This is a genomic window from Dermacoccus sp. PAMC28757, from assembly GCF_014302635.1.
In the GTDB taxonomy this organism is placed as follows: domain Bacteria; phylum Actinomycetota; class Actinomycetes; order Actinomycetales; family Dermatophilaceae; genus Dermacoccus; species Dermacoccus abyssi.
Map to the genome: position 1 here is coordinate 1944255 of NZ_CP060292.1, position 21883 is coordinate 1966137.

Consider the following 21883-nt stretch of genomic DNA (forward strand, 5'->3'; position numbering starts at 1 on the left):
GAAAGGCGCGTCGTGGGAAACCGGGGAGGGCTACTGATCGGTACGAATTCCCTTGCGAGTTGGGCGTGCGACAACTCCGGAAACGGCACACCACCTTGCAATGTGCGTCGCGACCTTGTGGACTAACCTGAAAGCACCTTCGGGCGAACTGCCCGAGGGAACATCGTCGAGGGGTACGCGCGCACGCGCCCCCGGAGCAAGAAAGAGGACGCACCACGTGAACCAGACCGCAGGGGCACATCCGGCGGCCAAGATCGGTTTTTCCGCTGACGACGTCGTCATGGAGATCGGCTGGGACGACGACGTCGAGGAATCGTGGCGAGATGCGATTGCCGAGATCGTCGGTTCGGAGATCGAGGACGAGGACTACGACGGCAGCGTCGACTCCGTTCTGCTGTGGTTCCGCGACGGTGACGGCGACCTCACCGACGACATCGTCGACTCGCTCGCGACCCTCGAGGAGAAGGGCTTCGTCCTGCTCATCGTTCCCAAGGTCGGCAGCCCCGAGAACGTCGACGCCGCCGACATCCAGGAAGCGGCCACGACGGCCGGCCTCAAGGCCAGTTCGACGTTCAAGGTCGGCGAGGACTGGATCGGCACGAAGCTCGTGCAGGGCGGCACGGCCAAACAGCGCTGATCGCGCACCGACGAAAGGGACGAACCATGACGACAGTGACCGAGGGTTCCAAGGCTCCTGACTTCACGCTCAAGAACCAATTCGGTGAGGACGTGACGCTGTCGCAGATCGTCACCGAGCGGCCCACGCTGATCGTGTTCTACCCCTTTGCCTTCTCGGGCATCTGCACGGGTGAGCTGTGCACCATCCGCGACACGATGCCGAGCTTCGACGACGCCTCCGTGCGCGTGGTCGGCATCAGCTGCGACCCGATGTTCACCCAGCGCGCGTGGGCCGAGGACCAGGGTTACGACTTCTCGCTGCTCTCGGACTTCTGGCCGCACGGCGAGGTTGCGAAGGCGTACGGGGTCTTCGACGAGAACGCCGGATTCGCCATTCGTGGAACGTTCCTCGTCGATGCCGACATGACGGTGCGCTGGTCGCTCGTCAACGGCCCCGGTGAGGCGCGTGACTTCACGGGCGCGCTCGAAGCGCTCTGACGAGCAGGCCCGAGGGTGGGGCGGCACGCGACGGGTAAGCTTGCCGTCCGTGCCCGCAGCACCCAACCGGGCTCGGGGCCTCTAGCTCAGCTGGTAGAGCAACGCGTTTACACCGCGTCGGTCGTCGGTTCGATCCCGGCGGGGCCCACATGAACAACTCCACCACGACGCTGGCTCAGGTCACGCGAATCCTCGACGGGTTCTATCCGCCGTCGACCGCTCAGTCGTGGGATGCCGTCGGCCTGGTCACGGGCGACCCGGCGCAGGCGATCGAGCGAGTGCTCTTCGCTGTCGACCCTGCCCTCGACGTCATCGACGAGGCCGTGAACGGCGGGTACGACCTGCTCGTCACGCACCATCCTCTGCTCATGCGCGGCGTGAAGTCCGTTGCCACGACGAGCGGCAAGGGCCGCGCTGTGACGGCTCTCGTCGTCGGCGATGTCGCGCTGTACGCCGCGCACACGAACGCCGACGTGGCGACGCCCGGCGTCAACGACGCGCTCGCCGTCGCGTGCGGCCTGAGAGGCGTGGAGCCGCTCGTCGAGACCGAGGGCCAGCCGCTCGGCCGGGTCGGCGACCTGGAGTCACCGATGACGCTGCGTGCCTTCTGCGAACGCCTCGCGTCAAAACTGCCGCCCGCTCCTGTGGGCCTGCGGGTTTCGGGTGACCCGGACGCCGAAGTCGCCCGCGTCGCCGTGCTCGGTGGCGCAGGTGACGGTGAGTTCGGCGCCGCCCGTGCGGCCGGAGCCGATGTCTACGTGACGGCGGACCTGCGTCACCACCCCGCCATCGAATCGCGCGAGGAGGACGCGGCCGAGAAGCCGCTCTTCCTCGTCGACGCCGGGCACTGGGCCAGTGAGTGGCTGTGGCTCGAGCACGCGAGTGAACGCCTGCGTGACGCCGTTGCCGCCGAAGGCGCCGACCTCGAGGTGGCCGTCTCGCGCCGCCGCACCGACCCTTGGGACTTCTTGGTCTCGACAAGCGAAGGAGAACAGCAGTGAAGGCAGAACTTCAGCAGCAGTGGAAGCTGCTCGACCTGCAGAAGCTCGACACGCGTCTGGACCAGATCGACCACCGTCTGGCCAACCTGCCGCAGGCCAAGGAGCTCGCCGAGGCGAAGGCCACCGCTGACTCCGCGACGGAGGAGATGGTTCTCGCTCAGACCGCCGTGTCGGACGTAGAACGCGAGATCAGCCGCAGCGAGGCCGACGTCGAGCAGGTGCGTGAGCGTGCTGCGCGCAACCGAAAGCGTCTCGACGCGGGTCAGGGCACGGCGAAGGACCTTCAGGCTCTCCAGCACGAGCTCGACACCCTGGCCCGTCGCCAGAGCGTTCTCGAGGACACCGAACTCGAGATCATGGAGCGTGCCGAGGAACTGCGTGAGCGCCTCGACGGTTTCACCAAGGCCGCCGACGCCGCTGAGGTGAAGGTCAAGGAACTCAAGGACGCGATGGCCGCGGACTCGAAGGAGCTCGACGCGGAGCGGGCCCAGGTCGCGAGCAAGCGCGCCGACATGGCACCCACGATCAACGCCGAACTGCTGACCGAGTACGACCGCATCCGGGCGCGTAGCGGTGTGGCCGCCGCCGCGCTGCACGGACGTCGCTGCATGGGCTGTGGCCTCGAGCTCAACGCGAGTGACCTCGCCCGGATCAAGGCGGCCTCGGCCGACACGGTCGTCAACTGTGACGAGTGTGGCCGCATTCTCGTGCGCACGGCCGAATCCGACGTCTGACGAACGTCGGAAGGGGCGCCCCCTCGACCCGACCCTGTCTCTGACCGACGCCTCGCGTCGCTGAACAACGCTGACCCCGAAGGGATCTCGCCATGACACGACGCCTCATTGTCGAAGCTGACGGAGGGTCGCGCGGTAATCCTGGTGTTGCCGGGTACGGCGCGTTGGTTCGGGACGGCGAGACGCGGGAGGTGCTTGCCGAGCGGGCTGCGCCGCTCGGCAAGGAGTCGAACAACGTCGCCGAGTACACCGGCCTCGTCGAGGGGCTTCGGGCCGTACGCGACCACGAACCGTCCGCGGCAGTGACGGTGCGCATGGACAGCAAGCTCGTCGTCGAGCAGATGTCGGGTCGCTGGAAGATCAAGCACGAAGACATGAAGCGTCTCGCCGCCGAAGCGCGCACCATCTCGTCCGAGATCGCCAGTGCCGGCGGGGCCGTCACCTACGAATGGATCCCGCGCGAGAAGAACAAGGCTGCCGACAAGCTGTCGAACGACGGCATGGACGGCGTGACCGTGCGTCGCGACGCGTGGCAGTCCGACGATTCGACGAGTGAGACCGACGATGAGGGCACGCCTGGCGGAGCAACGAAGGACGAGGCCCCGGGCGGCACGAGCGAACCGGACACGACCGAGCGCGAAGCCGAGACCGTCGCCCCGGTGACGTCGAAACCCGACCTCGGCAAGCCGACCCGCATCGTTCTCGTGCGTCACGGCGTCACCGACTTCACGACGGGCGGAAAGCTCGACGGCCGTGGCGGCGCCGACCCCGCGCTCAACGCGGCCGGTCGCGACCAGGCGGAGCGCGTGGCGCGGGCCGTCGGCGCGCTCGTCTCAGGCGCCGAGACCGTGAGCGTCGTGACGTCGTCGCTCGCGCGGGCCATCGAAACCGGAGCGCCGGTCGCGAAGGCGCTGGGCGTGCAGGCGCAGGTCGACGAGAATTGGGACGAGCAGGCCTTCGGCGAGTGGGACGGCCTGAGCTTCAAGGAGATCCACGCTCGGGACGCGGCCGGGCTGTCGAGTCTGCGCCATGACGCCACGTACAGCGCCCCCGGCGGTGAGACGCGCGCACAGCTCGACGCGCGGATCTCCGACGCGCTCGAGCGCGCCGTGGAGCGCGGGGGAGCGGTCGTCGTCGTGACGCACCGGATCGCCATCATGTCGGTGCTCTCGGCGGTGCTCGGGCTCGACATCGATGCGGCGTGGAGGCTCGCGGCAGCACCGGGCTCGCTCACCGGCATCGAGGTGTGGCGCGACGGGAACGCGCAGGTCGCGTTCACCAACGACACGCACCACCTGCGCTGAGCCCCCCGCCATCGTCCACCGGTTGGACATCGAAGCGGGCGAGATAGCGAAGCAGACACTTCTTCATAAGGTTGCGTTATGGAAACAGCCGGGTCCGCCCGGCTTCCCCGACGCACCACGCGCAGTAAACCTGCCCGTGGGAAGGAGAGCATCCGGTGAGTGAGCCCACCCTTCGCCCCGACACCCTCGCTGTCCGAGCAGGTTTGGCCCGCAGCGGCTTCGAGGAGACGGCCGAGGCCATGTACCTCACCTCCGGCTTCGTCTACGACAGCGCCGAAGCCGCCGAGGCCGCTTTCGCCGGGGAGAGCGAGCGGTTCGTCTACAGCCGGTACGGCAACCCGACGACAGCGATGCTCGAACAGCGCCTCGCGGCCCTCGAAGGGGCTGAGGCGTGCTCCGCCACTGCATCGGGCATGTCGGCGGTGTTCACGGCCCTCGCCGCGCTGCTGGGCGCCGGCGACCGCGTCGTCGCCTCGCGGGGGCTCTTCGGCTCGTGCTTCGTCATCCTCGACGAGATCCTGCCGCGGTGGGGCGTCGAGACGGTCTTCGTCGACGGACCTGACCTCCGGCAGTGGCGCAAGGCGCTGGCCGAGCCGACCACCGCCGTGTTCTTCGAATCGCCGAGCAACCCGATGCAGGAGCTCGTCGACATGCGAGCGGTCTGCGACCTCGCGCACGGCGCCGGTGCGCAGGTCGTCGTCGACAACGTCTTCGGAACGCCCGTGTTCAGCAAGCCGCTCGCACACGGCGCCGACATTGTCGTCTACTCGGCCACCAAGCACATCGACGGCCAGGGCCGCGTGCTCGGCGGGGCGATCCTCGGGCCGAAGGAGTTCATCGACGGGCCCGTGCAGAACCTGGTGCGTCACACCGGGCCGACACTCTCGGCGTTCAACGCCTGGGTGCTGCTCAAGGGGCTCGAGACGATGCGTCTGCGCGTCGAGGCGCAGGCCGCGGCGGCGCTGCGTCTGGCCGAACAGCTCGAAGCACACCCCCGAGTGCGCACCGTGCTCTACCCCTTCCTCCCCTCACATCCCCAGCACGAGCTGGCGAAGCGGCAGATGGGTGGCGGCGGCACGGTCGTGACGTTCGAGATCGACGGCGGCAAGGCCGAGGCCTTCGCCCTGATGAACGCTCTCGAGATCGTCGACATCTCCAACAACCTCGGCGATTCCAAGTCGATGGCCACCCACCCCGCCACGACGACCCATCGCCGCATGGGCGAGGAGGCGCGCGCTGCCATCGGCATCACCGACGGCACGGTGCGCCTGTCCGTGGGCCTCGAGGACGCGGGCGACCTCGCCGCAGATCTCGAGCGAGCCCTCACGGTGGCGTTCGGTCCGAACTGACGCACGCTGTAGCTCAGCGGCTGACGAGCTCGAGCACTCCGGCTGCAGCGAGCGTCGTGACGAGCGTGGCCAGGCCGGCCAGCCGAAGGTGGGTTCCCCACCTGATCCGGACACCGGCACGGCGAAGACGGTCACGCCACAGGAGCGTGGCCACCGAACCCCACCAGGTGATGCCACTCGCCACGTTGACGCCCACGAGGAGCGCGAGCACCCGATCCGTCTCACCGTGGGCGGCGGGCTCGAGCGCGAGGTAGGCCGGAAGGTTGTTCAGCCCGTTCGCGACGAGCGCTCCGGCGGCCGTGAGCGTCCACGCGGGAGCGTCGCCCAACGAACCCAGTGCGGGACGCAGGACCCCGGAACCGTGAACGAGCGCCACGGTGACGAACAGGGCCGATATAATGGCGAGGCTGCGCCACGGGATCTCGATCTCGGCGAGGGTGCTTCGGCGCCTCATGGCGATGACGGCGACACACAAGAGCGCCGCGACGGATGCAGCCACGGCGGGTTCGACGAGAAGGATCGACACGCACATGCAAGCAACGAGCGTGCCGACTGCGGGAAGCACGCCGTCTTGGGCAGGCTGTGGGGGCGCCGATTCCGCAGGGGCCACCGCGGTGCCGCGCAGTGAGGACCGCCAGACGACGGCCGCCACGAGAAGGGGCACGAGCGTCGTCGTCAGCGCGACGGGCCACGCCTCCTCCAGGAACCCGAGCGCATTGGGGTGAGGCAGGACGTCCCGGGCGAGCAGGTTCGTCAGGTTCGACACGGGCAGCCAGAGCGAGGCCATGTTCGCGATCCAGAGCGTCGGAAAGGCAAACAATGCGACGGGGCGGTCGAGACGCCGCGCGACCACGACGGCGGCCGTCGTCATGAGAACCGCCGTCGTGTCGAGGCTGAGGAAGGCCGTCACGAGAACTGCCGTCGTCATGAACAGCACCCACACGAGGGCGATCCGCCCGCGGGCGAGGGCCACCACCTTCGTGCCGAGCAGGTCGAAGAGGCCAGCGATCGACGCGCACTCCGCCACGACCGTCAGGGCGGCGAGAAAGACGAGAACGCTCGGGACCCGAGCGAGCAGCTCCAGTGCGGCGTCGACGTCCACGCCGGTCAGGCCGTGACTTCGCGCACGCTCACGTCGAGGATCCACGGCTTCGACGGTGACGTCGCTTCGTGGAGGTCGACGTCGAACGTCTCGGCCAGCTGGGCAGCGAGCGCCTTGGGGGTGCGTGGGTCGCGCGCATCCGTGACGAGGGCTCGGGTCACGAGTCCGCGGGTGTGCTTCGCCATGTGCGTGGCGCCGGGAACGCGGATGTGAACCCAGCGGCGCGCGAGCTCGCCACTCGGGTTCCACGAGGCGGCGTACGTCGAGGATCGACAGTCCACGACGACGCCCTTGCCTGCGGCCTCGCTCAGCGGCGCGTCGAGCACCGAGCGCCAGTGAGCGGCGAGGGCACCGAGCGGAGGAAGATTGACCCCCATCGACAGGCGGTAGGGCGCGAGGCGGTCTCCGAGACGGACCGCGCCGTAGAGCGACGAGGAGATGACGACGCGCCGCGTCGCCCGCGCCTTGTCGGCGCCTTCGAGGTCGGACAACCCGAGCGCGTCGTAGAGCACGCCGGTGTAGAGCTGCCCGGCGGGCAACGTCGGAGCATCGAAGAGTCGGGTGTTGCGCGCGATCTCGTCGGCAAGGTTGGGGGAGACCCCGAGCACCTCGGGCGCTTCGTCGCGCGCGCTCACCTCGCTGACCGCTGCGGCGACCTGCTGTCGGGCTTCGGTCAGCTCGGGGAACGACAGCTTCGCGAGGTCGAGGCGCGCGCCACGCCTGCGCGTGGCCTTCGATTCCGACGGCGGCAGGAGGACGATCACGCGGGCCAGCGTAGCCCGATCCTCGCTCGGCGCAGCAGTCGTTCCGGGCCGGACAACGCGCGTGGAGCGTGCCTCTCGTCGACGTGCGCTTGTAGGCTCGGGCCATGCCGAAGACCCGCATCCTCTGGCCGTGCCGTGACACCGGCGGCGACCTCGCTCGCTCCTTCGACGCCCTGCGCGCGGAGTACGAACTGAGCCTCGGCTACCCCGAGGCCGCCGTCGGGGAGGCCCGCGAGGCGATGGCTGCGGTCCAAATGCCCGAACGCGACGAAACGGCCGTGCCGTTCTTCACGATCGACCCCGTCGGGTCGATGGACCTCGACCAGGCGATGCATCTCGAGGAGGCCGGTGATGGGTTCCGGGTGCGCTACGCCATCGCCGATGTGCCCCTGTACGTGCGTCCCGGCGGTAACCTCGATGCCGAGACCCGCCGTCGCGGCCAGACGATCTACATGCCCGACGTGCGCATCCCGCTGCACCCGAGCCAGTTGAGCGAGGGCGCCGCGAGCCTTCTGCCCGATCAGGTGTGCTCGGCGTTCGTGTGGGACATGACGCTCGACGCCCGCGGTGAGGTCACCGACGCGACGCTCTACCGCGCCCAGGTGCGCAGCGTCGAACGTCTCGACTACCGGGGCGTTCAGGGCGCGGTCGACTCCGGCAGCGACGACCCGCGTCTTGCCCTGCTCAAGCGCATCGGAGAGCTGCGCGCCACGCTCGAACTCGAGCGCGGCGGAGCCTCGCTGCCGATGCCCGACCAGGAAGTCAGCGAGCCCGAGCCCGGCCGGTACGAGGTGCACTTCCGTCCGCCCGTGCCCAGCGAGGACTGGAACGCGCAGATCTCACTCATGACCGGCATGGTGGCGGCACGCATGATGCTCGACGGCGGCGTCGGCATCCTGCGCACCATGCCTAAGCCCGATCCTCGCGACGTCGAACGCTTCCGCCTCCAGGCCAAGGGCCTCGGGCTCGTGTGGGTGAAGGACGAGACCTACGGCGCATTCCTGCGCCGTCTCGACCGGGACGACCCGCGTCACCTCGCGCTCATCCACGAGGCGGTCACGTTGTTCCGCGGGGCGGCCTACACGCCGTTCGACGGCACGACCCCCGAGATCACCGAGCAGGCCGCCGTCGCCGCGCCGTACGCCCACGTGACGGCGCCGCTTCGTCGCCTCGTCGACCGATTCGGGCTCGTCATCTGTGAGGCGCTCGCAAACGGACGAGAGGTGCCCGCCTGGGCCCGCGAGGCACTGCCCGACCTGCCCGAGATCATGCGTTCGAGCGACCAGGTCGCCGGAAAGATCGACCGCGCCTGCGTCGACCGCGTGGAGGCAGCTGCCCTGTCGTCCTCCGTCGGCGAGACATTCGGCGCGCTCGTTGTCGAGGGCCCCGACAAGGAGGGCAAGGGTGGCGGACGTCTGACGGTCCAACTCGTCGACCACGCTGTCGTCGCACCAGCCCGTGCCGCCGAGGGCGCTACCGCGCCGCCCGCAGGGGAGACCTGCACGGTGCGCCTCACGGACGCCGACATCATGGGCGGCAAGCTCACGTTCGAGGTGGTCGAGGCCGCCTCCTGACCGGCGGTAGAGTTGCCCCTTGGATGAGTCGGCCGGGCGGTCGCGTCGAAGATTCGTCTTCGCCGAGGAAAGTCCGGGCTCCGAAGGGCAGGGTGGTGGCTAACGGCCACCCGGGGTGACCCGCGGGACAGTGCCACAGAAAACAGACCGCCGCGCTTCGTGCGCGGTAAGGGTGAAACGGTGGTGTAAGAGACCACCAGCGCTCCAGGTGACTGGAGCGGCTCGGTAAACCCCACCCGGAGCAAGATCGAACAGTGCGCGTCGAAGCTGCCCGCTGAGCGCACGGGTAGATTGCTCGAGCCACGCAGCAATGCGCGGCCTAGATGGATGATCGCCGAAGCGACACCGGTGACGGTGCGCGGAACACAACCCGGCTTACAGGCCGGCTCATCCCACCATCTCCCCGCAGCGCACTGTCGAACTGTCGGTGACTTCCTTGCAGACCCGCCTGGTCGGCGCGCATGCGGCACACTTCGTGGGTGGAGAGACGGACGCAGGGCGTGTTGGCCGGCCAGGTGGCGAGCTGGCTGGGCGACGCCTTCCAGGTGGTCGCGTTGCCGGTAGCCATCGTTCTCGCCCACGGAAGTGCGGGCCAGATGGCCGCCGCCATCACGGCCACCACCGTCGCACGCTTGGTGTTCACGCTCTTCGGCGGAGTGTGGGCCGACCGGGTGCAGCCGCGGCTCATCATGGCTCTCACCGACGTCGTGAGGGCCATCTCGGCGGCGGTGCTCGCCGCGGCCTTTGTTTTCGGCGCCTGGTCGACGCCGCTCGTCATCGTGTGCGCCTTCGTCAGTGCAGCGGCGGGCGCCTTCTTCGGGCCAGCCTTCATGACGTGGCGACGAGCCGTCATTCCCGCCGATCAGCGTCAACGCACGAACGGCACGCTGACCAGCCTGCGTCAGCTCATGCTCATGCTCGGACCCGTGACAGGCGGCGCGGCCGTGGGATTCGCCGGGCCGGCCTTCGGGTTCACCCTCAACGCTGTGACGTTCGTGGTCTCCCTCGCCGCGGTGCTGGCCTGGGCGCGCCCGGTCGACATCGTGCGGACGGAAGGATCCGAGGCGTTCACAGCGCAGCTCGTGGCGGGCTGGCGCGCCGTGCGCTCGCGCTCGTGGCTGCTCTGGGGCCTGTTGGCCGCGGGTTTCTACCACATCGGCAACGGCGCGGTGCTCGTGCTCGCCCCGCTGCTCGTCGCGTCGGAACTCGGGGGCGCACACGCCGTCGGCATCGTCGCTGCTGCCGAGGGGCTCGGCGGTTTTCTCGGCGCTGCGCTCGGGGCGCGCATTCATCTCAAACGTCCGCTGTTCACCGGCTGGGCACCGCTCATCCTCATGCCGCTGTGGGCGTTCAGTTTCGCGGTGTTCCACTCGGTATGGCCTATCGCGGTACTCGCTGCCATCGGCTACGCGGGACTGCTGTTCTACGACGTGCACTGGGAAACGGCGATCCAACATGCCGTGCCGGGTGAGCTCCAAGGCCGCGTGCACTCGTGGGACATCCTCATGTCCTTCGTCGCGCTGCCGCTCGGCTCGATGCTGGCGGCGCCCCTGGCCGCCGCCTACGGAGCCCGTCCGGTCATCGCCGTGGGAGCGTGCTTCCTGCTCGTCGCGTCCGTCGTACCTCTCGTCATCCGCAGCATGCGGACCTTCGAGGTGCCGAGCAGCGCGGAGAGCAAGGCTCCTGCCGGGTGAGAACCGGGTCAGACAGCGTCAGTAGGTTCGCTCGGCGAGTTGAACAACAGCTGCCCCCGCCCGAATCGTCTCGGGTGGGGGCAGCACAGCGTCAGGGCCAGGTCACCAGCTCGTGTGACGCGGGCGCCCCTCGTCGTAGCCGGACGCGCTCTGAACACCGATGCGAGCCTTCGCGCGGAACTCCTCGATGTTCTTGGCGCCCGCGTACGTGAACGAACTGCGCACGCCCGCGATGATCGAGTCGAGAAGATCCTCGACTCCGGGTCGCTGATCGTCGAGGTACATACGCGAGCTCGAGATGCCCTCCTCGAACAGGGCCGAACGAGCACGGTCGAACGCACCCTGGGCGGACGTGCGGTTGCGCACCGCACGGGCCGAGGCCATGCCGAACGACTCCTTGTAGAGGCGCCCGTCGGCGTCCCGGTTGAGGTCGCCGGGAGACTCCCAAGTGCCGGCGAACCAGGAACCGATCATCACGGACGCGCCGCCGGCGGCCAGCGCGAGCGCGACGTCACGCGGGTACTTCACGCCGCCGTCGGCCCACACGTGAGCGCCGAGTTCACGGGCTGCTGCGGCGCACTCGAGCACCGCGGAGAACTGGGGACGGCCCACGCCGGTCATCATGCGCGTCGTGCACATGGCGCCCGGCCCGACGCCCACCTTGATGATGTCGGCGCCTGCCTCGACGAGGTCACGCGCGCCGTCAGCCGTCACGACGTTGCCCGCCGCGATCGGTACGCGACGCCCGTTCGCGGCCTCGAACTCGTCACGCACGCGACGCACCGTGCCGAGCGCCTCGATCATCTTCTCCTGGTGACCGTGCGCGGTGTCCACGACGAGCACGTCGGCGTGGGACTCCAGCATCGTGCGGGCCTTCGTCTCGACGTCACCGTTGATGCCGATGGCCACACCGATGGCGAGGCGCCCCTGTGGGTCGAGAGCCGGGGAGTAGATCGTCGAACGCAGAATGCCCCGTTTGGTGAGCACACCGACGAGCGCGTCGTTCTCCACGACGACCGCGAGATCGCGGTGTTCGCGTTCGAGCAGATCGAATGTGTCCTGCAGGTCGCCGCCCGCCTCGACGACCGTGATGTCCTTCGACATGACGTCGGCGATGACGGAGAACCGGTCGACCTCGAGGCAGTGCTTCTCGCTCACGAGGCCGAGCGGCGTGTTCTCGTCGTCGACGACGACAGCCATGCGGTGAGCACGCTTGCCGAGCAGGGCGAGGACGTCGGAGACCGGAGCGGTGGGGGCGATCGTCACCGGCGTCTCGTAGACCGTGTGGCTCGCCTTGACGTCCCGGATCGTTTCCTGGACGGCTGCGATCGGAATGTCCTGGGGAAGGACGGCGATGCCGCCGCGGCGCGCGATCGTCTCCGCCATGCGTCGGCCGGAGATCGCGGTCATGTTGGCCACGACGAGCGGGATCGTGGTGCCCACGCCGTCGGGCGTCGTGAGGTCGACGTCGAGGCGGCTCGTCACGTGCGAGCGCGACGGCACCATGAAGACGTCGTTGTACGTGAGGTCGTACGGGGGCTGATCGGTGATGAAGTCCACGTCCGTCAGCCTATCCGCAGCCACCGACAACGCCCTGGAGACGTTGGGGTCCAGGCGAATCGGCATTCGCTTCGCGCGACGGTCACGCCCTCCTTCCCACACCGCGGCGTGTGTGCCTACCGTGAGGACATGAAGCTCACGCACCACGGACATTCGTGCATCGAACTCTCCGTCGCCGACGCGGCCGTTCTGTTCGACCCGGGCACGTTCAGCTCCTTCGACGACGTTGCGGGCGTCGACGCGATCGTCGTGACGCACCAACACCCGGATCACCTCGACCCCGACCGCCTCGACGCCCTGCGCGAGGCCAACCCCGACGCCGCGTGGTTCGCCGACCCACAGACCGCCGAGCAGCTGCGCGACAAAGGCCTCGACGTCACGGCGACGAAGGCGGGGGAGACCTTCTCCGTCAAGGGCGCGCGCTTCGAAGGCGTTGGTGCGACGCACGCCGAGATCCACCCGTACATCGAGCGGATCAGCAATGTCGGCATCGTGGCGAGCGGCGACGGGGAGCCGCGCCTGTTCCACCCCGGCGACTCCCTCGAGGGGCGCCCCGAGAACGTCGACTATCTCTGTCTTCCCCTGGTGGCGCCGTGGTCCGCCGTGCGCGAGACGATTGCGTTCGTGCGAGCCGTCGAGCCGAAGCACGTCATTCCGATCCACGACAAGGTGACGGCGGACCGAGCACGCGGCATCTACCTGGGGCACGTGCGCGACTACGGTCTCGACGGTGGCGTCGATGTCATCGAGGTTCCCGAGGGAGAGAGCGCCGCGCTCTCCTGAACGGAGCGGCCGCCCGGCGTGGACGTTTCGAGCGGGTCGCCGTGAGCCGATAGCCTGACTCACATGACGCTCACGGTGACCCCCTGCCACGACCGCGACGAGTGGGACGATCTCGTCAACTCCTCCGGCGGACACCCCCTGCAGCTGTGGGGATGGGGCGAGTTGAAGTCGCAGTACGAGTGGAGTGCCGACCGGGTCGTCGTGCGTGACGGCGCACGGATCGTCGGCTCCGCGCAGGTGCTGCTTCGCACGCTGCCCCAGCCGTTCAAGTCACTCGCGTACGTCCCGCGTGGCCCGCAGGCCCAGGAGGGCGACCGTGGCCGCGTCGTCGAGGCACTCGCCGACTACGTCAAGCGCACCCACGGGCCGATCGGCATCACGATCGAACCCGATTGGGAGGCCCCCTTCTCCCCGCTGGAGAAGGGCGTTTCGGACGAAGACCTCGCCGAGAGGATTGCGGCACCGTCCTCGGACTGGCTGGCCGATGTCGAAGCTGCGGGCTACAAGCGCAGCGAGAACACGGGGCTCATCCCGCGCACTCTCATCGTGGACGTGACGCGTGACGAGGACACCATCATGAAGGAGCTGTCGAGCTCCACCCGCCAGAACGTGCGCAAGTCGTTCAAGGCCGAGAACGTGCGCTTCGGCCTCGTCACCGAGCAGTCCGACCTCGACCAGGTGCTGGCCATCAACAAGGAGACAGCGAAGCGCGCCAACTTCGCCGTCCACTCCGACCTCTACCACGAGCAGATCCGCGATTTCATGGGGCCGGCTTCGCAGCTCATCGCGGCCTGGGAGGGTGACGAGGTTGTCGCCTTCGTCTGGCTCGTTGTCTCGGGCAAGACGGCGTTCGAGCTCTACGGCGGCGTCAACCCGCGCGGCATGAAGCTGCGCCTCAACTACGGCCTCAAGTTCTGGGCGATGAAGCACGTCAAAGAACAGGGCGTCGAGCGCTACGACTTCAACGGGCTGCTCAACGACGGTATCTCCGACTTCAAGCGTCAGTTCGCCAAGCACGAGGACATGCTCGTCGGCACCTACGACAAGGCTCTCTCGCCGCTCTTCCCCGTCTTCGCGACGGCGCTTCCGGTGGTCCGCTCGACCCTCAAGCGCGGCGTTCCCGCCGCGAAGAAAACGGTCGCCAATCTCAAGAGCGACCCCAGGGCCACTCTCGCCGGCGCAGCGTCGGGCGCCCGCTCGAAGGCGAGCGATGTGAAGGCCAGGCGCTCCGCGGCGAAGTGGAACAAGCTCGGCTGACGCCAGGGCATCATCGAAGGCCGGTCCGGGGCGGGCTCGCGTCTTGGACGGCCTCTTCATGGGCGTTCGAGCTCGCGAACTTCGTTGCCTTCTTGACCTTGACGTGGCGACAACGTCGAGGATGAACCCATGAGCGACATGCCGGGCTTCTTCTGGATCGGTGAGCTGGCCGCCCTCGCCGGAGTCAGCCCGCGGGCTATCCGTCACTACCACCGGGTCGGCGTGCTGCCCGAGCCCGCACGATCACCGAACGGGTATCGGCTCTATGACTGTGACGACGTGGACCGGTTGCTCGCGCTGCGGGCGCTCGCGGATGTGGGAGTTTCGCTCAAGGACGTGGCCCATTCGGGCCGGGACACGAAAGATCGCCTGCAGGTCGCACTGAACAAGGCCATGGTGGAACGCGCGGCGATCGAAGTGCGCATCTCCAAGCTGGAGGCGATGCTGGCCCATGAGCACGAGTTCGCCGCGGTCTACGACCAGGCCGTAACGGCGATGGAGGATGCCGCGGCCCGGATCGGGCTTCCGGAGAGCCTCGTCCGCGCCGAACGACGCGCCCTGGATCTTGTGAGGCGGCGGGACGGCGACGGGCGGGTGCTCGCGGCACTCACCTCGGCGTACGAGACGGCTGCTCGCCTCGGGCGAGTTCCACCACCAGCCCAATGGCCGCACGAACTGCGTGTCCTCGTGCGTACTGCGAAGCTGGGCCCGGCCTTCGAGGTGTGGCTTCGCTTCCTCGGAGTGAGCCCGGCGGATCGGACGAGGATTCGTCAGGTCGTGCTCGATGCGCGCAACGGGACGCCGTGAGGCGCCGATGGGTATCGGTCGCGCTCGGCCTCGTATTGCTCGCCGAGGTCCTGCTCGCGGTCACGGGCGGAAGCGGGCTTCGCCATCTCATCGTTGCCGTCATCGTCGTCGAGCTGGCCCTAGCCGTCTGGGCCGTGTTCGCTGCCGTTCGTGCCTATGCGAGCCTGAGTGCCCTGTGGTCGCAACGGATCGAAGCGGCGCTTGCGGGGCCGCTGCCGCGCCGAATTGCACGTCTCATCACGCTCGAGCTCTCACTCGCGCGAGGTGTGTGGCTGCGATGGGGTGGCCGCCCTGATCTACCGATCGGGGCCACTGGTCTGCACGCACCCGACGGAGAGGCGCCTGTGATGGGTGTTCTCATCGCCGTGATGGCCGTGGAAGCGGCAGCGGTTCACACTGCCGTTCCTTGGCATCGAGTCGCTGCATTCGCGGGGGTTAGGTGGCTCGTCCTCGCCCTATCCCTGTACGGGATCTGGTGGACGATCGGCTGGGTGGCCACGCGAAGGGCCTACCCCCACGTGCTGACGGCCGACATGCTGCATCTGCGAGTCGGACCGCTCACCGTGGCCGAGGTGCCCTGGGGCCTCGTGAGTTCCGTGACACCGATCGGGGCGCTTGCAGACCCACCGCGCTCATGCCTCGTGATCGAGCGTCCTATGGCCCCGCCGAACGTCCGGATCGAACTCGCCGAACCGGTGCGAGCCGTCAGCTTGCTCGGAGCTGAGCGTCAAGTCACTGGCATCGCGTTGGCACTCGAACACCCGAGCGATGCTGTCGCCGTGCTCAAGTCGCACGCCGAGCAAGCGGCTGCGACGTGAGTCGTCAGCGGCCCTCGGGCGTACAGATGCAGTGACGGTTGCCGTCGGCGTCCTCGACGACCCAGTACGCAGGTGCCGCGGCATCGCTGACGAGGCGCCCGCCGGCGTCGAGGACGGCCGCGAGACGCTGTTCCGCAGCGTCGGCCGCGACCCATACGTCGATGTGCCAGCGCTGCTCGACCTCGGACGGCGGAAGCTGGGGGCCGCCCTCGTCCTCGTCCGGGTTCTGCCACCACACCGTCGGAACCTGACCTGTGGAGTCCACCGGCTCGCCGTTCTTCAGTGACGAGCCGAGCAGCGCCGCGTAGAACGGGCCGAGGTCATCGTGACGGCGCGTGTCCAAACCAAGGTCGGGCTGGGTGAGACCCGCGACGTCAGCCTCGACGCCGAGATCGCGTGCGTGGTCGCCGACGGTCTTCGCCAGAGCCAGATCGCGACTCGTGAGCCCGCCGACGTCGTGGCTGACGAGCGACACCACGACATCGGTGTACGTGAGCGTGATGTCGGGGTGGTGATCCATCTCCTCCGCGGACGCACCGATGCGATCGACGAGGGCGAGGCCCGTGGCGAAGTCCTTCGTCGCGTAGCGCGCCTTGAGGGAACCCATGATCTGCGCCCAGCCGGCCGGGGCAGTCTCACGGACCTCGGCGGCGCTGAGCTTCTTCTTCGGGTCGGTCATCGTCGTGTCCTCTCGGTCGGGTTCGACACAACCTGCTTCCTCGAGACTAGGCCGACAGTGCCTCTGCCGACACCCGTCGGCCCGGTTCAACTCTTCTTCGAAACCCTGTTCTTCGGCAGGCCCTCGCGCAGCAACGGCCCGACGCGGTAGGGGATGACTCGACGCAGGTACACGCTCGTGCGGGTCCGAGTGACACCCGGACACAGGCGCACATCCTCACTCACCCGGTAGAGGTCGTCCGGGTCGCGTGCGACAACGCGCACGAGGAGGTCGGTCTCGCCTGCGGGCGCGAAGCACTCGAGCACCTCGGGTACCCGGGAGAGGGCGGCGATCGCACCGTCGATGTCGTGCTGGTCGAGCTCGACAGCAACCATGGCGCTGAGCGGACGCCCGAGCCTGGCGGGATCGACGCGGGCGCTGTTGAGGCGCAGGACGCCGGCCTCGCGGAAGCGTTCGAGACGCGCGTGCACCGTGCCGCGGGCCAGTCCGCACCGCTGCGCGAGGGCCATCGTCGTCATCCGGGGATCCTCGTCCAGAGCGAGCAACAGTGCGCGGTCGGTGTCGTCGAACTGGACGTCGGGGTGCTGCTCGCGAACGTCCTTGGCCGGTTCCATGGGCATCTTCCTGATCATGATGGGCGGTATGAGCAGAGCATACCCGTCCGCTTTGAACAGAATGATCAATCAAGAATGAGGTTGTTGCGCACCCTGCGCGGTGTGGTGTTGAGTACTTCTCAACGAGCTTCGCGGGCCACCACCCCGGCAGTCGAAGCGGGCACGGTGGCAGAACTCACGAGGTGACGTCATCGATGCGGGCCGCACCCCGGCCACGCACGCCGAACGGACGAGAAGGCCGGAATCCCGAGATGATCGGGAATCCGGCCTTCTGTCATGTCACGCCCGCGAGGGCGCAGCGGTCAGTTGGTGTGCGCCTCGTGCGCGAGACGCGCGGCGCCGACGATGCCCGCGGCGTTCTGCAGCCTCGCGGGCACGATCTCCGTGCGGATCTCGAGCAGGGGCAAGAACTTGTCCGCCTTCTTCGACACCCCGCCACCGACGACGAGGAGGTCGGGCCACAGGAGGTTCTCGAGCGTCGTGTAGTACTTCGTGAGGCGCTTGGCCCACTTCTCGTAGCTGAGCTCCTCGCGCTCCTTCGCCGAGTGCGCCGCCTTCTTCTCGGCGTCCTTGCCGTCGATCTCGAGGTGACCGAACTCGGAGTTGGGCACCAACTGCCCGTCGTTGATGACGGCCGAACCGATGCCGGTGCCGAGCGTCGTCACGACGACGAGCCCGTCACGATCCTTGGCGGCGCCGTAGTGGATCTCCGCGTAACCCGCGGCATCCGCGTCGTTGACGACGGTGACGCGGCGGCCGAGGCGCGCCGCGATGAGCTCCTCGGCGTTCGTGTCGATCCACGCCGGGTCGATGTTCGCCGCCGTGCGCACGACGCCGTGCTGGACGACGCCCGGGATCGTCACCCCGATCGGTTCGTCACCGACGAGGTCGGAGAAGTGCTCGACGATCTCGGCGATGACATCCGCGACGGCACCGGGCGTAGCGCCTTCGGGGGTGTCGATCCGGAGGCGGTCGGCGACGAACTCGCCCGTGTCGAGGTCGACGGGAGCGCCTTTGATGCCGGTACCGCCTACGTCGATGCCCAGGGGGTAGGACTTCTTCGTCATGCTCTCTCCTCGTCGCGGCCCGGTGCGGGCTCGCGGGGGTCGATGAAGTATTCCGGTCAGACTAGTGCCGGTTCACCGGGACGCTGCAACCCGCGCGCCGTCGGGAACGAGCGTCAGGCCTCGGTGCTCGTGAGGATCTCGTAGCCGTCCTCGGTGATGACGACGGTGTTCTCGAACTGTGCGGAGCGGGAGCCGTCACGGCTCACGACGGTCCACCCGTCGCTCCACACTGCTGCGGCGTCGCCGGAGCCCAGGTTGAGCATCGGCTCGACGGTGAACACCATGCCCACCTCGATGACGTCGTCGTGGTGAGGTGCCGCGTCGTAGTGCGGAATGATGAGCCCGTTGTGGAACTCGGTGCCGATGCCGTGGCCGGTGTAGTCGCGCACGACGCCGTACCCGAAGCGCTTGGCGTACTGCTCGATGACGCGGCCGATGACGTTGACCTGGCGTCCCGGCTTGGCGGCCTTGATGCCGCGCATCATGGCTTCCTTCGTCCGCTCGGCGAGCAGCCGTGATTCCTCGTCCACGTCCCCGCAGAGGTAGGTGGCGCAGTTGTCGCCGTGCACCCCGTCCTTGTACGCCGTGACATCCAGCTTCACGAGGTCACCGTCCTCCAGAACCGTGGAGTCGGGGATGCCGTGGCAGATGACCTCGTTGACGCTCGTGCACAGCGACTTGGGGAATCCGAGGTAGTCGAGGGTCGAGGGGTATGCGCCGTGGTCGCACATGTACTCGTGGGCGATGCGGTCGAGTTCGTCGGTCGTGACACCGGGGGCGACGGCCTTGCCGGCCTCCTCCATGGCGCCGGCGGCGATGCGTCCTGCCGCCCGGATGCGCTCGATCGTCTCCGCGTCCTTGACGTAACTCTCGTGGCCCTCGCGGGCTTCGCTGCGCCCGACGTACTCGGGGCGCGCGATGGATGAGGGGACGGAGCGCTTCGGGCCGATGTGTCCAGGGGTGATCTTCGCGCGCGTACTCGTCATAGGGTGAGTCTAGAGGTCGGGTCACACGCGACTCGACGAGCCAACGAGGCGCGCACGCGCCAGTGGAGGTGAGCCGCATGGCCTACTGGTACAACGTCGACACGAACTCCGTTGAGCAGGGCGACGAGACGAACTCGAAGTCCTACCTGCTCGGCCCGTACGCCACCGAGGCGGAGGCTCGCAACGCTCTCGACACGGCCCACGCCAAGAGCGAGAAGTGGGACGAGGAAGACCGCGAGTTCGAGGGCGACAACTGACGCAGCCCGTCGCGACCCGCAACGGCACCTACCGCGTCCGGTGGGTGCCGTTGCGCGTGGGCGAGGGCGCACGGGGATAGATAGATCATCGAAGTACGATGCTCGACGGGTCGTCGGCGCTTTGCGGGAGGAGGCGGGATGAGCGCGGAACTCGGATTCGATCTGCGCCGCCTCGCTGTACCCGCCTACGGCCCGTCGCTGTTGTTCGGAGCGGCCGAGGGGGCACTGCTGCCGATCATTCCGGCCGAAGCCACGAGCAGGGGAGCGGGCGTGGCGCTCGCAGCCTTCATCGCGATGCTCTTCGGGCTGGGCTCCTTCGTGTCGAACATCCCCGCTTCCGGGCTCACCGATCGCTTCGGGGAGCGCCGAGCCCTCGTGTTCGCCGGTCTGGTGGCGGCCCTCGGGTGCGTCCTCGCCATGCTGCCGAGTCTCGTGAGCCTCATCGCCGGCGTCTTCGTCATCGGCATGTCATCGGCGGTCTTTCTCCTCGCACGCCAGAAGTACCTCACCGAAGCCGTACCGATCACCCACCGCGCGCGAGCCCTGTCGCTCCTCGGCGGCGTCATGCGCATCGGCTTCTTCATCGGCCCCCTCATCGGAGCCGCGCTCATCGGCATTTTCGGGGTGCCGGCCGCGTGGATTCTGGCCATCGCCTGCCTCCTCCTCGCGGGATGGTGTGCCACCCGCATGGAGGACCTACCCGGTGCTCTTGATGCCGGCGGCGCCACTCCGGCGCGCGTCACGCCGCGTGACGTGCTGCGCACCCACCTGCCGGTTTTCGCAACGGTCGGGCTCGGGATCCTGCTCGTGCAGGCGGTGCGTGGTTCGCGCCAGGTTGTCATCCCGCTGTGGTCGGCGCACGTCGGCCTCGACGAGCAGACGACGAGCCTCGTCTACGCCATCTCGGCCGGCATCGACATGCTCGTGTTCTATCCGGCCGGACGCGTCATGGACCTACGCGGACGGCGTGCGGTGGCCGTCCCGTCCATGCTGCTCATGGCCGCGGCACTCGCCGTCATGCCGTTCACCCACACGGCCGCGACAGTGCTCGCGGTCAGCTGCGTCCTCGGGTTCGGCAACGGAATCGGCTCGGGCCTCGTCATGACGCTGGGGGCCGACTTCTCACCGGATGTCGGGCGCGCGGCGTTCCTCGGCATCTGGCGCCAACTGAGCGACACCGGCAACACGCTCGGACCGCTCACGCTCTCGGGTGTGACGGCCCTCGTGGGCCTGGCGCCGGCGGTGGCCGTCAACGCACTTCTCGGCTTGGCGGCTGCGGGGGTACTTGCGTACTGGCCGGCGCGCCTCGTGCGCGAAGGGTGGGGGCCGCACGGCCGGCCGCAGGACGGCACCGAGAGCGCGACCCGCGGTTCGTGACGGCCGGTAGGTCGGGGACGCGACACGCAGTGGCAGAACACGGCGCCACTCACCTCATGAGGTGAGTGGCGCCGTGGTGCGGAATTCAGTTCTCGAAACTGTGCTCAGTGGCGGGAAAAGCACCCGAGGAGACGTCCTCATGGTAGGCGCGAGCGGCGTCGAGCAAAACGGTGCGGACATCGGCGAACTTCTTGGCAAAGCGCGGGTAGCGACCGTCGCGCAAACCGGCGAAGTCCTGCCACACGAGCACCTGCCCGTCGCAGTCCGGGCCCGCGCCGATGCCGATCGTCGGGACCCGAAGCGCCTCCGTCACGGCTTTGGCCGCCGGGGCGGGCACCATCTCCATGAGGACGCAGAACGCGCCCGCCCGCTCGAGGGTCTTGGCCTCCTCGACGAGTCGTGCGGCAGCGTCACCGCGACCCTGCACGCGGTAACCGCCGAGAGCGTGCTCGCTTTGCGGAGTGAATCCGATGTGCGCCACGACCGGAATACCGTTCTTCGCCAGGTGCTCGACGGTGGGGGCCATGTGGGCGCCGCCCTCGAGCTTGACCGCGTGCGCGCGTCCCTCCTTCATGAGGCGAGCGGCGCTCGCGAAGGCCTGGGCAGGCGATTCCTGGTAGCTGCCGAACGGCAGGTCGGCGACGACGAGGGCATGCTTGGCGGCGCCGGCGACGGCGCGCACGAGCGGGATCATCTCGTCGAGCGTGATGGGCAGCGTCGTCTCGTAGCCGTAGACGTTGTTTCCGGCCGAGTCGCCGATGAGGAGGGTCTCGATGCCCGCTTCGTCGAAGATCTCGGCGGTGTACATGTCGTAGGACGTCAGCATCGTGAAGCGCTCGCCGCGCTCCTTCATCTGCTGCAGGGTCACCGTGCGCACACGTTTGCGTTCCGGCGTGCGGTAGGGGGCTGCCTCTTCAGTCATGCCCCAAGGGTAGTCACGCCGGGCGGGAAGGGGAGGCGTGCACCGTCGTGGGCGCCCGTGCGGGGGCCGAAAAACGAGTCTCGAGGGTGCGTAATTTTGTTCTGGTGGGGTTCGGTGG

Annotated in this window: 22 protein-coding genes, 1 tRNA gene and 1 other RNA gene; 16 read left to right on the forward strand and 8 right to left on the reverse strand. The window is 68.4% G+C overall.

Translation table 11 applies throughout. The annotated features are described in order from the left end of the window. The first annotated feature begins 217 nt into the window (after positions 1–217). The 7 genes from H7F30_RS09360 to H7F30_RS09390 all read left to right on the forward strand — a co-directional run bounded on the left by H7F30_RS09360 (position 218) and on the right by H7F30_RS09390 (position 5504). A complete protein-coding gene (locus tag H7F30_RS09360) occupies positions 218–637 on the forward strand; it encodes a DUF3052 domain-containing protein (RefSeq protein ID WP_082128838.1) in 420 nt (139 codons plus the stop codon). Positions 638–663: 26 nt separating this feature from the next. Beyond that, complete coding sequence (locus tag H7F30_RS09365) at positions 664–1116, forward strand: peroxiredoxin (protein ID WP_047312091.1); 453 nt, start codon at positions 664–666, stop codon at positions 1114–1116. 75 nt (positions 1117–1191) lie between these two features. Further along, positions 1192–1264, forward strand: a tRNA-Val gene (locus tag H7F30_RS09370). 1 nt (position 1265) lies between these two features. Continuing rightward, positions 1266–2117 (forward strand): Nif3-like dinuclear metal center hexameric protein, encoded by an 852-nt coding sequence (locus H7F30_RS09375; RefSeq protein WP_187034738.1) that lies wholly within the window; start codon positions 1266–1268, stop codon positions 2115–2117. Next, positions 2114–2851: a zinc ribbon domain-containing protein gene (locus H7F30_RS09380; protein ID WP_047312092.1), complete on the forward strand. Its 738-nt coding sequence runs from the start codon at positions 2114–2116 to the stop codon at positions 2849–2851. Before H7F30_RS09375 ends, H7F30_RS09380 begins: the two co-directional genes overlap by 4 nt. A gap of 92 nt (positions 2852–2943) precedes the next feature. Continuing rightward, on the forward strand, positions 2944–4155 hold the full coding sequence (locus H7F30_RS09385; RefSeq protein WP_187034740.1) for a bifunctional RNase H/acid phosphatase: 1212 nt from the start codon (positions 2944–2946) through the stop codon (positions 4153–4155). A gap of 155 nt (positions 4156–4310) precedes the next feature. Next, the gene (locus tag H7F30_RS09390; RefSeq protein WP_187034742.1) at positions 4311–5504 is read left to right on the forward strand and encodes an O-succinylhomoserine sulfhydrylase; all 1194 of its coding nucleotides are present in this window, start codon (positions 4311–4313) and stop codon (positions 5502–5504) included. Positions 5505–5517: 13 nt separating this feature from the next. Here the strand turns inward: H7F30_RS09390 and H7F30_RS09395 are convergent, their stop codons facing one another. Next, the gene (locus H7F30_RS09395; protein WP_187034743.1) at positions 5518–6651 is read right to left on the reverse strand and encodes an SLC13 family permease; all 1134 of its coding nucleotides are present in this window, start codon (positions 6649–6651) and stop codon (positions 5518–5520) included. After that, entirely contained in the window at positions 6612–7370 is a 759-nt protein-coding gene (locus H7F30_RS09400) for a YaaA family protein (RefSeq protein WP_187034745.1), read from the reverse strand. The genes H7F30_RS09395 and H7F30_RS09400 overlap by 40 nt, the downstream gene beginning before the upstream one ends. 104 nt (positions 7371–7474) lie before the next feature. On the opposite strand from H7F30_RS09400, the gene H7F30_RS09405 reads away from it, so the two are divergent. From H7F30_RS09405 to H7F30_RS09415, 3 genes are all read left to right on the forward strand, one after another. Further along, positions 7475–8944 (forward strand): RNB domain-containing ribonuclease, encoded by a 1470-nt coding sequence (locus H7F30_RS09405; RefSeq protein ID WP_187034747.1) that lies wholly within the window; start codon positions 7475–7477, stop codon positions 8942–8944. Positions 8945–8968: 24 nt separating this feature from the next. Then, an RNA gene (gene rnpB / locus H7F30_RS09410) (RNase P RNA component class A) lies at positions 8969–9338 on the forward strand. 85 nt (positions 9339–9423) lie between these two features. Further along, on the forward strand, positions 9424–10638 hold the full coding sequence (locus tag H7F30_RS09415; protein ID WP_187034749.1) for an MFS transporter: 1215 nt from the start codon (positions 9424–9426) through the stop codon (positions 10636–10638). Positions 10639–10740: 102 nt separating this feature from the next. Here H7F30_RS09415 and H7F30_RS09420 read toward each other — a convergent pair whose 3' ends face one another. Next, complete coding sequence (locus tag H7F30_RS09420) at positions 10741–12198, reverse strand: GuaB1 family IMP dehydrogenase-related protein (protein ID WP_187034751.1); 1458 nt, start codon at positions 12196–12198, stop codon at positions 10741–10743. 129 nt (positions 12199–12327) lie between these two features. Here H7F30_RS09420 and H7F30_RS09425 point away from each other — a divergent pair, with 129 nt between their 5' ends. From H7F30_RS09425 to H7F30_RS09440, 4 genes are all read left to right on the forward strand, one after another. Next, positions 12328–12981, forward strand: a complete 654-nt coding sequence (locus tag H7F30_RS09425; protein ID WP_187034753.1) for an MBL fold metallo-hydrolase — start codon at positions 12328–12330, stop codon at positions 12979–12981. A gap of 63 nt (positions 12982–13044) precedes the next feature. Continuing rightward, a complete protein-coding gene (locus H7F30_RS09430; protein WP_187034755.1) occupies positions 13045–14238 on the forward strand; it encodes a peptidoglycan bridge formation glycyltransferase FemA/FemB family protein in 1194 nt (397 codons plus the stop codon). Between the two features lie 129 nt (positions 14239–14367). Beyond that, a complete protein-coding gene (locus tag H7F30_RS09435) occupies positions 14368–15045 on the forward strand; it encodes a MerR family transcriptional regulator (protein ID WP_222617792.1) in 678 nt (225 codons plus the stop codon). Next, complete coding sequence (locus H7F30_RS09440; protein ID WP_187034759.1) at positions 15042–15863, forward strand: hypothetical protein; 822 nt, start codon at positions 15042–15044, stop codon at positions 15861–15863. The genes H7F30_RS09435 and H7F30_RS09440 overlap by 4 nt, the downstream gene beginning before the upstream one ends. Positions 15864–15867: 4 nt before the next feature. Here the strand turns inward: H7F30_RS09440 and H7F30_RS09445 are convergent, their stop codons facing one another. From H7F30_RS09445 to map, 4 genes are all read right to left on the reverse strand, one after another. Next, complete coding sequence (locus tag H7F30_RS09445) at positions 15868–16542, reverse strand: 4a-hydroxytetrahydrobiopterin dehydratase (RefSeq protein ID WP_047312101.1); 675 nt, start codon at positions 16540–16542, stop codon at positions 15868–15870. An 86-nt stretch (positions 16543–16628) separates the two neighbouring features. Then, a complete protein-coding gene (locus tag H7F30_RS09450) occupies positions 16629–17162 on the reverse strand; it encodes an Lrp/AsnC family transcriptional regulator (RefSeq protein ID WP_370562349.1) in 534 nt (177 codons plus the stop codon). 296 nt (positions 17163–17458) lie between these two features. Further along, a complete protein-coding gene (ppgK, locus tag H7F30_RS09455; RefSeq protein ID WP_129665412.1) occupies positions 17459–18223 on the reverse strand; it encodes a polyphosphate--glucose phosphotransferase in 765 nt (254 codons plus the stop codon). A 113-nt stretch (positions 18224–18336) separates the two neighbouring features. Beyond that, on the reverse strand, positions 18337–19209 hold the full coding sequence (gene map / locus H7F30_RS09460) for a type I methionyl aminopeptidase (protein ID WP_187034761.1): 873 nt from the start codon (positions 19207–19209) through the stop codon (positions 18337–18339). Positions 19210–19286: 77 nt separating this feature from the next. Between map and H7F30_RS09465 the strand changes: the two genes are divergently transcribed. Further along, positions 19287–19466 (forward strand): methionine aminopeptidase, encoded by a 180-nt coding sequence (locus tag H7F30_RS09465; RefSeq protein ID WP_118912781.1) that lies wholly within the window; start codon positions 19287–19289, stop codon positions 19464–19466. Positions 19467–19604: 138 nt separating this feature from the next. Beyond that, complete coding sequence (locus H7F30_RS09470) at positions 19605–20843, forward strand: MFS transporter (protein ID WP_187034763.1); 1239 nt, start codon at positions 19605–19607, stop codon at positions 20841–20843. An 85-nt stretch (positions 20844–20928) separates the two neighbouring features. Here the strand turns inward: H7F30_RS09470 and panB are convergent, their stop codons facing one another. Next, positions 20929–21765 carry a 3-methyl-2-oxobutanoate hydroxymethyltransferase gene (gene panB / locus H7F30_RS09475; RefSeq protein WP_129665420.1) on the reverse strand — a complete coding sequence of 279 codons (837 nt, stop codon included), beginning with the start codon at positions 21763–21765 and terminating at the stop codon, positions 20929–20931. Between the last annotated feature and the right edge of the window lie 118 nt (positions 21766–21883).